Below are 15319 nucleotides of genomic sequence, written 5' to 3' on the forward strand. Positions count from 1 at the left end.
TTGGTAAAAACGACTTAAAAAAAATGCTTTACGGGCTTTCCCTGAGGTTGTTTATTAATAAATAAAATTTTCGAATTAAAATTAATAGAGTAAGTTTGTTTGATTGCAGTGTTTAATTCACATGTTGGTAGAAGCCTCTAAGAAATTAGAGGCTTTTTATATAAAATGAACTATATATGATACTGATCTTGGATATTTTTAAAGCCAGTTTTTAAGAACATCTAGTTTAGTATATACTAACTATATGATCTCTTTGATAAATATAGTTTTAATAGTTAGTGTGATACCAACTTTAAACCAACAATCGAACCGATTAACGTGGTAATAAAGAATAACCTCCAGAAAGTAGCAGGTTCTTTAAAAACAAATATTCCTAAAAGCACGGTACCGGCCGCACCAATTCCAGTCCAAACTGCATAAGCTGTACCAATAGGAAGTACCTTTGTTACTTTTACAAGCAAAGTCATGCTTAGAAATAGGCAGATTAAAAACCCGCCAAACCAAAGTTTAGAGATTATTCCTTGAGTATGATTTGCCTTACCCAGACATATAGCAAAAAGCATTTCAAACAAGCCGGCAATAATTAAAAGTATCCAATTCATAGCTTATAAATTTCAGCAAAAATAGAAAGAATTCAGTACTGAAATTTGATAGATTAGATAAGTATAGATTTTAGTTGAAAAACCTCAAAAATTGATAATCATTGAATTTGACAAGTTTTTATGCTCTTTGTAAATTAAATAATACTTCTAAAAACAAAACCCCACTTAAAGCGAGGTTTGTTTTTAGTAATCAATATGGTTTAAGCTGTAAATTAGGCTATTATAAACAAAATTCTGTACCCATACCTTTGGCTAAAAGATCGATTTGTAATGTATAAAATTGATTAAATTTAGTTCTATTCTTAATCATTTTCGATTGTGGTGTATTTGAAATCTTTAAATTTCACCATTCCTTCTCCCATTGAAACAAGTCCGATTCTTAAACTTAAGAAACCACTTAGAACATTATGGTGATAAGCCGATACTTCAGCTGAATTTTCTATTTTAATCCAGTTTTCTCCATCTTTACTGTAAAACATATCTACCGTTCCTTTGATGTTTTTAATTTTCAAAAAAACATGAGAATCTACTACATTTTCTTCAGTAACAAACTGCCATCCTCGTAAATTGGCCAAAATATCTTTCGAACTACTTAGAATTCCAGATCCTGCTTTTTCATTATAAAATAAAACTAAGCCACCTTTAGCTTCTCCTTCGATTTCCATTTCTACTTCAGCTTCATAATAATGGCTGTAAGGAACTGTAAGTAGTGGAGAACTTTCGGCCAGTGAATTACCTTTAGCTTTAAGATTCAATGAATTGCCTGTAAACTCGAACCTGGAGCTATCTATTTTTTTGTAAAATTTCCATTGAGCTCCTAATTCTTTATCAGAAAAATCATCGTTCAAAGAATAATTATTAGTTCGTCCTTTTTCTAGGGGAAGTTTATAAGCTTCGGTTAAATTAAAATCCTCTGGCACTTTAAACCAACCGTCTTCTGTCCATTCTAATGGCGCTAAAATAGTTTGTCTTCCTCTATTGTAATAATCTTTTTCGTAAGCATGTAATATCATCCACCAATTATCCTTGCTAGCTTCGAACACCGTAGCATGTCCTACAGACCACCATTGGTCCTCTTTACTTTGAGCTCTTTTTATTGGATTATAAGGAGAATTTTCCCAGGGACCGGTAGGAGATTTGGATCTTGCAGAAACAACCATATGACCAGTGGCTGGACCAGCAGTTCCTCCTTCTGCCACGGTTAGATAATAATAATCTCCTTTTTTGAATAATTTTGGACCTTCCATGCAAAAACATTTGATTGTCCAGTCTTCAGGGATAGGCCAGCCGTCATAGGATTTTTCAAATTCACCGGTAATAGAGAGTCCGTCTTTGGCTAATGGAACATAACCCCCATTACTAAAATACAGATATCTATTACCTTTATCATCTGCGATATGTCCCGGATCAATATTTCCAATTTCTAAATCTATAGGTTCACTCCAAGGGCCGTTAATATCATTTGCTACGATCACATAATTAGTGTCATTGGCAGGGAAATAGATATAGTATTTCCCGTTATACTTCACCAGATCTGGAGCCCATATTGATCCTAAATAAGTGGTAAGCGCATTGGTAACAGGTTTCCAGTTAATAAGATCTTTAGAATGCCAGATCGTTAAGCCTGGATAATATTCAAATGAAGAATGAACTACATAAAAATCTTCGCCATCTACTAGTAAACTTGGGTCTGGATAATCTCCTTTAAAAATAGGGTTCTCAAAAGTACCTTCTTTAACCTGATCATTTTGGAATTGAGCCTGAACCAATAGAGGAAAAGCTAAAATTAGTATTAAAAGTTTTTTCATTGTATGTATAGTTAGAGTATTATTTTTTGTAAAATGAATTATTAAAATATATTTGAGATGCTAAAGCACTATTTTTAACGTATTGATAAAATAGTTCCATTTAATTTGGTCACAAGATAAGTTGAATTTAAACTTGTAGTCATCAAAACTATTAGTAATTTGGCAAAAATCTAAGAAAAATCACTAAAATTTTTGTCTTGTTTTTTTAGTTGTTATCAATTCAAATTACGTAATCAGTTCCATATTGAAGCGCTTAGTGAATTCAGGATTAAAGAATAGAAGTTATTTTAATTGGGGCAGTGTAGATCAAGTTCAATTTAAAATATTAAATAAAAGGAAGGATTTTAGATGAGAGGTATTTACTTCTTATATGTTTTTATCATATTTTCTTTTTGTAGTTATTCGCAAGAGGATAGTGCTATAAATGCATTAAATCCAGAATACCGCTTTGCGCATAAAGGAGTGGCAGATGGATTGTCACCTGGGGCTGTTAACGATTTTTATAAGGAAGAAAACGGTTTTCTATGGATCGCAACTACTTCTGGCCTTAACCGTTACGATGGTTACGAATTCCAGCATTACAGTCCTAAATCTTCAAATCCTTCTGCAATTCAATCTAGAAATTTTAGAAGAGTTTTTAAAGGTCCTCTTGGTAATATTTGGTGTGAAACTCCAGAAGGAATAAATATTTTCGATCCTATAGATCAAAGTTTTACCAGTGATCAAAATACTATTCTGCGATCTTTTCAGATTTCTGATAGTCCGGTAGAAGATATTGTTTCAATTGAAGATGATTTTTTATTGATCCATAAGGATGCTTCAGTAACAAGAGTAAATGAAAAAAACAGTAAGGATGATCTGAAAGACTATAATGCATATTTAAAGCAAAAAGGTCTTAGACCGGCTTCAGTAGTTGTTTCAAATAAAAATGGGTTATGGGTAATATATACAAACGGATTAATTCATAAACTTGATATCAGTTCTTTTTCAATCATTTCTGAATATGAAAAATTAAAAGAAAATTTTGGTGAAGAAGAGCATGATTTTAGGTTAGTTATTGATGAAAATGGTGATTTATGGATTCATCTATTTCAAGATTACGGAGTCTTCTATTATCAAATTGAAAACGATCAACTAAATAATTATACCAAAGAGTCTACAGAACTTCAATTAAGCAGTAATCTAATAAGTGCTATAGAGAAAGATGTAAATGGAAATATCTGGATAGGATCTGATCTTGGAGGAATCAATGTAGTTGATGTTAACGATCTATCTGTAAGATATATAAAAAATAATGCTGAAATAGGTAATACGCTTTCCCATAATAGTATTACTTCACTTTATGCCGATCAGGACGGTATACTCTGGATAGGAACTTTTAAAAACGGAATTGATTATTATCATCCTAATATTATACGTTTTCCTTTACAAAAAAAGGTGCTTTCGAATCCTGAAAGTTTACCTTTTAACGATGTAAATGTATTTACAGAGGATATTAAAGGAAATTTATATATCGGTACTAACGGTGGAGGTCTTCTAAAATTAGATCAGGAAACCGGAAAATATCAGCAGTTCCTCCACGATGCAGAAGATCCAAATAGTATTTCGAGCGATGTAATTGTTAGTCTGCTTTTTGATAGTAAAAATCGATTATGGGCCGGAACTTATTTAGGAGGTTTAAATCTATTAACTAAGGATGGTTTTAAGCATTTTCGCCATAATCCCAAAGATAGCACGAGTATAGCAGGTGATAATATTTGGGAACTATTTGAAGATTCTAAGGGACGTCTTTGGATAGGAACTTTAACCGGAGGTGTAGATATCTATGATGAAGAAAATAACAGGTTTATACATTCTTTTGAAGGTGGCGGTAAATTTCCTATTCATGCCAATTATATATCTTCTATAAATGAAGACCAAAATGGTAAAATCTGGATAGGAACTTCTTACGGGATAGATATCATAGATCCTTTAAAAAATGTGGTAAAGCATCTTTATCATATTCCTGGGGATAGTACAAGTTTGAGTGATGATAACATTCTGGCTATCTATAAGGATAAACAAGAAAATATGTGGGTTGGATCTCATAGAGGGTTAAATCTTTACAGTGGGAATGATGATGTTTTTTATCACTACGGAAAAGAAGACGGTTTACCGGGTGAAAAAATAATAGGAATTGTAGAAGATGATGATGGCGATCTTTGGATAACCTCTTCCTTTGGAATAGCTCAATTTAAAAAAGGAGATATTGGTGAAATGAACGGAAGAATATCTCCAGATTTTAAGATTTATAATGATCTGGATGGTTTGCAAGGGAATTTGTTCAATGAAAATTCTATTTATAAAAACAAAGACGGAGAGATATTAGTTGGTGGATTGCACGGATTTAATGTATTTAAGCCACAAGAATTTGAATACAACGAAAAAAAGCCTAAAATCATTTTTACTGAATTTAGTCTTTTTAATGAAGATATTTCAGTAGGTGAGAAAATAGGAAATAAGATATTACTAAAAAAACCACTTTATAAAACTGAAAAGATCACCTTAAAGCATGATCAAAATTTCTTTTCAATTGAATTTGCCGCTTTGGACTTTTTTCAGCCTTCAAAAAATAATTATCGATATAAACTTGAAGGGGTCGATAATGGATGGCAAAACTTAAGTAATTCACAAAGAGTTGCTTCATATACGAATATAGACCCTGGAACATATAATTTTAGAGTGCAGGCTTCTAATAATGATCAGGTTTGGAATCGAGAAGGAGCGATGCTTAGTATAGAAATTTTACCGCCATTCTATAAAACGATTTATGCCTACATCGGCTACGTGATCTTTATTCTAGGACTGCTTTACCTTGGAAGAAGAAGAATTATTCAGAAACAACGAAAAAACTTTGAAATTCAACAAGAAAAGAGAGAAGCAGCGCATTTGCACAAAATGGATTTAATGAAGATTCGTTTTTTTACGAATATTAGTCATGAGTTTAAAACTCCGCTGTCTATGATCTTATCACCGGTTTCAAGATTAAATCAGCAGCATCTTGGTCCACATGTTAAAGAACAAATCAATATTATAAACGATAACGCCCAACGCTTACTGAACTTAATTAACCAGGTGCTAGATTTGGGTAACGTAAAAAATGATACCTTATTAACTTCGTCAAAAGCTAATATTGTTGATTTTATCAATGATATAGTAAATGGTTTTAAAGACTATGCTGAAAGTAAAGGAGTGAAGTTATTCTTTGTTAGTGAAGAATCGAAATTCTTTACCATATTCGATATGGATAAACTAGACAAAATCGTCTACAACTTACTATCTAATGCGGTAAAATTTACACCAGAGGGAGGGGAAATACATGTTAGTCTAGAAGTTGGAGAAAGTATATTAGATCCTAAAGACCATATCGAAAAGAAAATTTTTATCATTAAAGTAAAGGATACTGGTGTTGGAATTGCCGAGAAAGACAGGCCACAGATATTTGATAGATTTTATAAAGCAGATCTAGACAACGATTTAAATAAAACGGGTAGCGGGATTGGTCTTGCTTTAGTACAGGAATACGTTAAATTGTATTCTGGCGAGATAAATGTTGATAGTAAAGAAGGCAGTGGTTCCTTATTTACAATTAAGTTACCACTTCAAAAGATTCCGCCTATAAAGATTGCTTCTGATAAAGAAAAAATTTCTAATAAGATCCTGGGTGAGAATGATTCTTTACCTACAGTTCTAATAATCGATGATTCCAGAGAGTTTTTAAATTATCTAGGAAAAACACTTAGAGAAAGCTATAACTTATTTATTGCTGTAGACGGTGAAACCGGTTGGAAAAAAACACTTTCTATCGTACCAGATCTAATAATTTGCGATTGGGAGATGCCAGGTATGAAAGGTACAGATCTTTGCCTTAAGATTAGAAATGATGCTCGTACTAAACATATTCCATTTATTTTGTTGTCGGGTAATCAAAGCGAAGAAAATAAACTTGCTGGTTTAAAAGCCGGAGCCAATGATTATATAACAAAACCTTTTAAGTTAGAAGTCTTAAAATCTAGAATCGATAATTTGATAGAACAAAGAAAGTCTTTCCAGGAAGCTTATAGAAAGAAAATTGAGGTTCCTAAAATAACGAATCAGGTTACGATCGAGACAGAGGACGAAAAATTGATGAGAAAGGTGCTTCAGATAATCAAAAGCAATTACCAGAATCCAGATTTTGGTGTGGAACGCTTAGCGGTGGATCTAGGAGTTAGTCGATCTTTCTTATATAATAAAACCTTGAGTTTATTCGAGAAAACACCTTCAGAATTAATCACTGATATTCGTTTAGAAAAGGGTAAGGAATTATTAGCAAAAAGTCAGTTAACCATATCAGAAATTGCATTCAAAACAGGCTTTAATAACCCTAAGTATTTTACTAAAAACTTCAAGAAGAAATACGATATTCTTCCTTCTGCTTATAAGAAGAAGCATTCCTAGTTTCTAAAATTGGATAAAAAGCGATTCAATTTTTCTTGCTCACAACTAAACTTTTTAGATTTTATAATTATCTATGTGGTTTTAATGTTAAAATTCAGCGAGACTAGTATTGCTGGCGCCTGCCAGACTAGACAAAAACATTTTATCCCTTTATAAAACGATTTGATACCCTTGTTAAGGAGTACAATTTGATAATTTCGTTCTTATTACTACAACGTTTGAATTATTTACTATTCATTTTGAAGGGTGTTTAATTTTTAAATCAAAAAATTTCGAGGGTTATATTTTTAAATCCTCATTAAAGAAATGTATATGAAACAACAAACTATTTTAAAAATGAGGATCAAACCTTATTTATTAGCAATGATTTTTTGCGTGTTTGGTGTAACCGGTTGGGCACAGCAAAAAGAAATTAGCGGAACCGTGACCTCTGCAGATGATGGTTTACCAATTCCGGGAGTTAGCGTTATCGTAGAAGGAACAAGTAGAGGAACTACGACAGATTTTGATGGTAATTATTTGATTGAAGCGGAAGCTTCAGAAAGTTTGTCTTTCAGCTACATCGGTTTCGAAACACAAACCGTTGCTGTAGGCACTCAAAATGAGATCAATATTAGTCTACAGGTTTCTACGGCAGAACTTGATGAAATTGTGGTTGTAGGTTACGGTACTCAGCGTAAAAAGGTATCTACAGCAGCAACTTCGATGGTAGAATCTGATGATTTAATTCAAACAGCCAGTATCGATGCAACAAGTGCACTACAGGGACAAACTTCTGGAGTTAATATCACATCAACTTCAGGGCAGCCAGGTGCAAACATGACCGTAAACATCCGTGGAGTAGGAACTGCTGGTAACAATTCTCCACTTTATGTTGTAGACGGAGTTGTAGTTGAAAATGGTATAGGATATTTAGACCCCTCCGTTATCGAGCGAGTAGATATTCTAAAAGATGCTTCAGCGGCTTCTATTTATGGGGCCAGAGCAGCGAATGGTGTTGTTTTAGTGACTACCAAAAAAGGAAAGAAAGGAGTAACCAGTGTTTCTATAAACAGTTACATAGGTTTTCAGGAAGTTGCCAGAACTTTAGACTTATTGAATAGTCGTGAATATGGTATTATAATGAATGAAGCCCGAGTAAACTCGGGTTACGCACCTCTTTATTCTCAGCAGGAATTAGAAAATCTACCAAATACCGATTGGCAGGATGAGCTTTTTAATAACGGAGCCATTAAACAGAATTATTCAGCCTTAATATCTGGAGGAACAGATAAAGTAAATTATTCTACCGGACTCTCTTATTTTGGACAAGAAGGTATAATTGGTAGTCAAACAGATCAGTCTCAATACGATCGTATAACTTTTAACACCAATATCACCTACGATATTATCGAAGATCATTTAAAGATCGGTGAAAACTTTTCTTTTGCTAACGAGTATAATAAAGGTGTTTCTGATGCGGGTATCTATAGCAACAATATTAGAGGTTTTTTAAATGCTCCACCAAGCATGCCGGTATATAATGAAGATGGAAGTTATGCAGGCTCAGATATAAGTTCTGATATTACTAACCCTCTAGGGTCTTTGTATTACGGAAATTTTAATGAAAGTAAAACAAATCGTGCTGTAGGAAATATTTTTGCTGAGGCTTCACATAGCGACTTTACTTTTAGAACTAGTTTTGGTGTAGATATCAATGATAACAATTATCGTGCTTTTAACCCACTTTACGAACTTTCTAATGTAGCCTACAATAGCACATCTCAGGTAACACAAAGTTCAAGTAGAACAGTATCGTGGATTTGGGAGAATACGCTTAATTATAAAACGACGATTGCAGATGTACATAATATTGATTTTTTATTAGGTACTTCAGCTAGGCAAAATGTATATGAAAATCAGTCTGCCACTGGTAGAGATCTAATATTCAATGATTTTGAACATGCTTATTTATCTAATGCTACAGATCCTACACAAAACACCGTAAGTGGAAGCAGAGTAGATTATAGTATTCAATCTTATTTCACCAGATTGCTTTATGACTATGATAGTAAATATTTATTTACTGCAACTTTAAGAAGAGATGGGTCATCAGAATTCGGTAGCAATAATAAATATGCCTATTTTCCTGCATTTTCAGTAGGTTGGAATATCGATAGAGAAAACTTCTTCTCAGAAGATTCCTTCATCAATTCCTTAAAATTAAGAGGAAGTTGGGGACAAAACGGAAATGATCAGTTTAGTCAACAATTCGCTTATATTTCTACCATTAGTTCTTACAATAAAAACTATCACTTCGGTACAGGGGATAATGAAATGCCTTTGGAAGTAGGATCCAGTCCAGACGATTTATCTAACCCAGATCTAAAATGGGAAACTTCAGAGCAGTTTGATATTGGTTTTGATGCCAGAATTTTTTCAGACATAACACTTACGTTCGATTACTATAGAAAAGAAACTAAAGACTGGTTGGTACAAGCTTCGGTTCCATTAATTGCTGGTGCAAATGCTCCTTTTATTAATGGAGGTGATATTCGTAACGAAGGGATAGAATTTAATGCTGGTTATAGCAAAGATTTTGGAGAAGATTGGAGCCTTAATTTAAACGCGAATGTATCTTACAATAAGAATGAAGTATTAAGAATTGCAAATTCCGAAGGAATTATTCATGGAGAAAGTAATCTACTTTTCCAGGGATTAGACGAGATGAATAGAGTTGAAGTTGGACATCCAATTGGATATTTCTACGGATTAAAAACAGATGGGATATTCCAAAATCAGTCTGAAATTCAGCAGTATTCGCAAAACGGTCAACTTATCCAGCCTAATGCTCAACCCGGAGATGTAAGATTCGTAGACCTTAATGGCGACGGTCAAATTAATCAGGATGATAAGACAGAAATTGGAAATCCAAATCCAAACTTAAATTTCGGATTTAATATCCAACTTCAGTATAAAGCATTTGATTTCTCGGTTTATACTTATGGTATGGCCGGCTTCCAAAATGTTTACGGAGTAAGAGATTATTCAAGACCTTTTTACAACTATACAACAGAGATCGTTAACAGATGGACTGCAGAAGGTAGTTCTAATAGTTTACCTAGAGCAACATGGGGAACAACCTCGAATGGTAACTATACTCGCTTTTCAGATTTATATATAGAAGACGCAGATTTCTTAAGAATTAAAACCGTAAATCTTGGGGTAGATCTAACGAAGCTTACCGATCAACTTGATGCATTTTCAAGATTTAGAATCTACGTGACCAGTAATAACCTTTACACTTTTACCAATTACAAGGGAATGGATCCAGAAATTGGTTTTGGTAACGTAAATCAATCCTGGGCTCGAGGAATCGATGTTGGATACTATCCACAGCCTAGAACATACATGGTTGGTCTAAATGTAAATTTCTAAAAAAAGAATTATGAAAAAATATATAAAAATACTCGGGATAGCTTCTTTAGGATTGGTAGCCTCCTGTACAGACGATTTTATTGAAAACGATCCTTATACAGAAAGAACAGAAGATAACTTCTATCAAACCCCAGAAGATGCTTTTGAAGGTTTGGTAGCTGCTTACGATATATTACAAAGAGAAGGTTACGGTGGATTTTTGCTTACTTCTGAAATTGCATCAGACAATTGCTTTGGTGGTTTTGGAACTGCAGATAACCAGGTTTCCTTAGAATGGGATAGATTTCAGTTTGGATCTGATCTAGAGATGAATCGTCCTGTTTGGGAGATTTGTTATACCGGGATCTATAGAGCAAATATTTTATTAGAGAATCTAGAAGGTATCAATTGGGAAGGCAACGAAGATCTTAGAACGCAATATGAAGCTGAAGCTAAATTTTTAAGAGCTCATTATCATTTTGAATTGGCTAGAATGTTTGGTGATATTGTTCCTTTAGATCATACTTTAAGTCCTGAAGAGTTTGAAAGTCCCAGAGCTCCAGCTGAGGAAACTTACGCATTAATCGCTGAGGACTTTAGGTTCGCAGCAGAAAATTTGGGTGATGAAAATTACAGTTTAAATAACAGCCCAGATTACGGTAGGGTGACCAAGTGGGCAGCAGAAGCATACTTAGCAAAAGCATTTCTATTCTATACAGATTATTATGAGGCTTCAGATTTGGCCGGAGTTGTTTCTAGACAAGAGGCAACTGCATATATCAATGATGTAGTAAATAATAGCGGACACGAATTAATAGATGATTTCTCCAGATTGTGGCTTGCAGCTTCTATGGAAAATTATGTCGGTGAAGGTAATGCCGAGATGGTTTGGGCTATTCGATATAATAGTTCAGGAAATGGAAACTGGGATTTAAATGAAGGAAACCGTTTTCAGGTAAATATAGCAACTCGTGGAAGTAATTTAGGGCCATACGCTTATGGATGGGGAGGAGCACCTGTAAACCCAGAGCTATATAATGCCTATGCAGTAGGTGATACTCGTCGTGATGCTACGATCATTAATTACGACGAAGAAGGATTAGAGTTTGACAATGATTCTAGAGGACAACGTCAACACACAGGATTATCCTGGAAAAAATATGCTCCTATAACCAACGAAGCAGGTGAAGCCGTAGTTGCGGCAAATGGTGGAGATATCCAGATTGATGGATTTGAAGACTATGCTGTTATTCGTTTTTCTGAAGTTCTTTTAATGGCTGCGGAATTAAATATGGATAGCGATCAGGGATTTGCTCAGGAATGTCTGGATCGTGTTAGAGCAAGAGCATTTCAGGATGATGCACATTCAATTGCTGTCACCAAAGAAAATATAATGGAAGAAAGAAGACTTGAGCTTGCCTTAGAGGGTAAACGTTACTTCGATCTTATTCGTTGGAGTTTGCAACGCGCTAAAGAGGCTATTGATAACTCTGGCGACGGTTCGCAATTTGATGTGACCTTTAGAACCGAAACCAATGGATGGTTTCCAATTCCTCAATCACAGATATTATTGTCCAATGGAGCTATAGAACAAAATCCAGGTTGGTAATACAAACTTTAAACTTATAAAAGATGAAACATATAAATAACATACTTATAGCTTTGTTTGGCCTGTTGCTAACTTCTTGCCAGGATGAATATAGTTTCCCTGATGTAGAATTGCAGGGCGATCAATTAAACTTTATGGTAACCCAGGCTGATGGAAATGATAATGAGCTTATTCTGCAAAGCATGGAACCAGATTACATTTCTTACTGGAGCTATACTGATGCCAATGGCAGCCAGATTGGTACATCCAATGAAGATAGTCTAAGGGTCACTTTACCTTTCGCGGGTAGTTATAATGTTTATTACACTGCATATACAAAAGGTGGAGCAGTAGAGGCAGATCCTGTAAGTGTAGAAGTATCTTCAAATGATGAAGAATATTTTAGCGAAGAAGAGTGGGCTATGCTTACTAACGGAGTTGAAGGTAAGACTTGGGTTTTAGATATGACTAGCCCTGTTGGATGGGCCGGCTTAGATTATCCATACAACGAAAGTGGTTCAGATTACTGGAACTGGTTTCCTGATTATGCAGGAAACGAATGGGTAATGGAGAATAAAGACTGGGGCGAAATGACGTTTAACCTTGATGGAGGATATAATGTTGAGGTAACCCAAACAGCTATAAACTCTGATAGTCAAACGACTTCTACTGGTTCTTTTAATTACAATATCGATAATCATACTATCCGATTTAATGGAGGAGTAGATGTACTTTTTGGAGGTGATTATTATGGAGATGTTAGTAATTGGACATCTGTAAATGTTGTAGAGATTTCAGAAAACTCTTTAAGACTTGCAGTTGTTAGAGACCAATCAAGGACAGGGGAAGGAGTTGCCCAAATAGTTTTTCATTACAGACCTAAATAATAAGAATATTAGCCGGTAGCAAATTGCTGCCGGCATTTTTATACATCACCCATGATTGCTTATAAACAGTACATTATTAATAAGTCATCCATAGGCATAGTTGCTATACTATCTTTCATTCTTTTTGCTTGCCAGAAAAAGGAGGAAGCTTCAAAATTATCAGATCGTAAACAACTATTTACTGAGAATTGGAAATTCTATAAGAACGATACAATTAAGAGCCTTAATGAAGCTTTAAATGCTAATGCTTGGCAGGCTATAGATTTGCCTCATGACTGGAGTATTTATCAGGAATTTGATGAAAATAGTTCGGCAGGGATAGGCGGAGGAGCTCTTTCTGGTGGTGTAGGCTATTATAAAAAATCATTTAATATTCCTGTTGAAGACAGTACTCGTTTGTATAAGATTCAATTCGATGGAGTGTATCAAAATAGTGAAGTCTGGATAAATGGCAGTTATTTGGGAAAACGTCCTAATGGGTATATAGGATTTGAATATGATCTTACCCCTTATCTTAATTTCGGATCTAAAGATAATACGATCGTAGTAAAAGCAGATAATGGTGATCAGCCTAATTCCAGGTGGTATTCAGGAAGTGGAATTTATCGAAATGTATGGTTAAAGAAACTTAATAAAATTCATATTCCTAATTGGGGGACTTTTATTACAACACCTAATATTTCAGAGGAGAAAGCTCTGGTAAATATTACTGCTGAAATTAAAAATGAATTTGCTAAAGATGAAGAAATTGAAGTTCAGGTAACTATATTTCAGGGTAACCAGGAAATAGTTAAGTCCGAAAATTTAGCATTAAGCATAACTGCCAATTCAGCAATTAATTTTAATAAAGAGCTTACAATCCTTAATCCCAAGCTATGGTCAATAGATTCTCCTTTGTTGTATAAGGCTCAAATAGATATTATTCAGAATAAAAACCGAATAGATCGTTTCGAAACCAGCTTTGGTATTCGTGATTTTGAATTCGATCTCGAAAAAGGATTTATACTGAATGGAAAATCTCAAAAAATCCGTGGTGTTTGCATGCATCATGATCTTGGTCCTTTAGGAGCAGCAATTAATATTAGGGCAATAGAAAGACAATTAGAGATTTTGAAAGAAATGGGCGTAAACGGAATTCGTACAGCTCATAACCCTCCAGCGCCAGAATTATTGGATTTATGTGATCAAATGGGATTTATTGTAATGGATGAAGCCTTTGATATCTGGACTACTGCCAAAACAAAGCACGATTATAGCCAATATTGGGACAAATGGCATGAGCAGGATCTTAGTGATCTAATCAAAAGAGATAGAAATCATCCCAGTGTTTTTATGTGGAGTATCGGGAACGAAATTCAGGAACAATGGAGTAATAAAGGAGCAAAAATTGGTGTAGAATTATCTAATATCGTTAAAGGCTTAGATAGTACTCGTCCGGTAACCGCAGGGATGAATCCTCCAGTTCATGTTTCAGATAAAGAAGTTACAATTCAATTTGAAGAAACTGCAGATAAACCTAATTCGTTAGCAGGATCAGGTGCTTTAGATTTGATAGGTTATAATTATGCCCATCAAACCTGGGAAAAACATCAGTTAAACTTTCCAAACACCCCTTTTATTGCTACAGAAACTACTTCTGGCCTACAAACCAGGGGTTATTATGAGTTTCCATCGGATACTACAAAGATCTGGCCGGTACGCTGGGATAAGGTTTTTACAGGCGGCAATCCAGATCAAACAATTTCAGCATTCGATCAGGTTAGAACACCTTGGGGATCATTACACGAAACCAGCTGGAAGATCATTAAAAAGAACGACTTTCTATCTGGATTTTTTATCTGGACCGGTTTTGATTATATCGGAGAACCAACACCATATGAATGGCCTTCAAGAAGTTCGTATTTCGGAATTGTAGATTTGGCAGGTTTTCCAAAAGACGTGTATTATATGTACAAAAGTGAATGGACAGATGAAGATGTGCTTCACCTTTTACCCCACTGGAATTGGGAGCAAGGCCAAACAGTTGATGTTTGGGCATATTATAACAATGCAGATGAGGTAGAATTATTTCTTAATGGAGAGTCTAAGGGATCCAAATCTAAAAAAGGTGAGGAGCTTCATGTAATGTGGCGATTTCCATTTCAACCAGGAACTTTAAAAGCGGTTTCCAGAAAAAACGGAAGAGTTGTAAAAGAGACTGAAATAAAAACAGCTTCAAAACCTGCTAAAATAGAGTTATCTCCAGATCGAAAAGAACTTCAAGCAAACGGATTAGATCTTTCATTTGTTACGGTGAATATAACTGATGCCAAAGGAATATTAGCGCCCAGAGCAAATAATCAAATTGATTTCGAAATCGAGGGCCCAGGAAAAATTGTTGGTGTTGCCAGTGGTGATCCAACTAATCACGAATCTTTCAAGGGTAAATCACATCGTGCACTTAATGGAAAATGTTTGGTAATTGTTCAATCCACAAAACAGACTGGAGAAATTAGAATTTCGGCTAATTCAGCAGGATTAGAAAGTAAAAGCGTAGTGCTAAAATCCAATTAGAATAGC

Annotated in this window: 7 protein-coding genes; 5 read left to right on the plus strand and 2 right to left on the minus strand. The window is 34.6% G+C overall.

All coding sequences use genetic code 11. The annotated features are described in order from the left end of the window. Positions 1-275 precede the first annotated feature (275 nt). Both INR75_RS13760 and INR75_RS13765 read right to left on the minus strand, forming a co-directional pair. On the minus strand, positions 276-602 hold the full coding sequence (locus INR75_RS13760) for a multidrug efflux SMR transporter (RefSeq protein ID WP_092543831.1): 327 nt from the start codon (positions 600-602) through the stop codon (positions 276-278). Positions 603-904: 302 nt separating this feature from the next. Beyond that, the gene (locus tag INR75_RS13765) at positions 905-2410 is read right to left on the minus strand and encodes a family 43 glycosylhydrolase (RefSeq protein ID WP_223089222.1); all 1506 of its coding nucleotides are present in this window, start codon (positions 2408-2410) and stop codon (positions 905-907) included. 348 nt (positions 2411-2758) lie between these two features. Here INR75_RS13765 and INR75_RS13770 point away from each other — a divergent pair, with 348 nt between their 5' ends. The 5 genes from INR75_RS13770 to galB all read left to right on the plus strand — a co-directional run bounded on the left by INR75_RS13770 (position 2759) and on the right by galB (position 15313). Next, complete coding sequence (locus INR75_RS13770; protein WP_223089223.1) at positions 2759-6889, plus strand: hybrid sensor histidine kinase/response regulator transcription factor; 4131 nt, start codon at positions 2759-2761, stop codon at positions 6887-6889. A gap of 312 nt (positions 6890-7201) precedes the next feature. Continuing rightward, entirely contained in the window at positions 7202-10306 is a 3105-nt protein-coding gene (locus tag INR75_RS13775; RefSeq protein WP_223089224.1) for a TonB-dependent receptor, read from the plus strand. Positions 10307-10316: 10 nt separating this feature from the next. Then, positions 10317-11894, plus strand: coding sequence for a RagB/SusD family nutrient uptake outer membrane protein (locus INR75_RS13780; RefSeq protein WP_223089225.1), 1578 nt, complete (start codon positions 10317-10319; stop codon positions 11892-11894). Positions 11895-11917: 23 nt separating this feature from the next. Further along, entirely contained in the window at positions 11918-12760 is an 843-nt protein-coding gene (locus INR75_RS13785) for a hypothetical protein (protein ID WP_223089226.1), read from the plus strand. Positions 12761-12811: 51 nt separating this feature from the next. Beyond that, positions 12812-15313 (plus strand): beta-galactosidase GalB, encoded by a 2502-nt coding sequence (galB, locus tag INR75_RS13790; protein WP_223089227.1) that lies wholly within the window; start codon positions 12812-12814, stop codon positions 15311-15313. Positions 15314-15319: the final 6 nt, after the last annotated feature.

The organism is Zunongwangia sp. SCSIO 43204, from assembly GCF_019904275.1.
Classification (GTDB): Bacteria; Bacteroidota; Bacteroidia; order Flavobacteriales; family Flavobacteriaceae; genus Zunongwangia; species Zunongwangia mangrovi.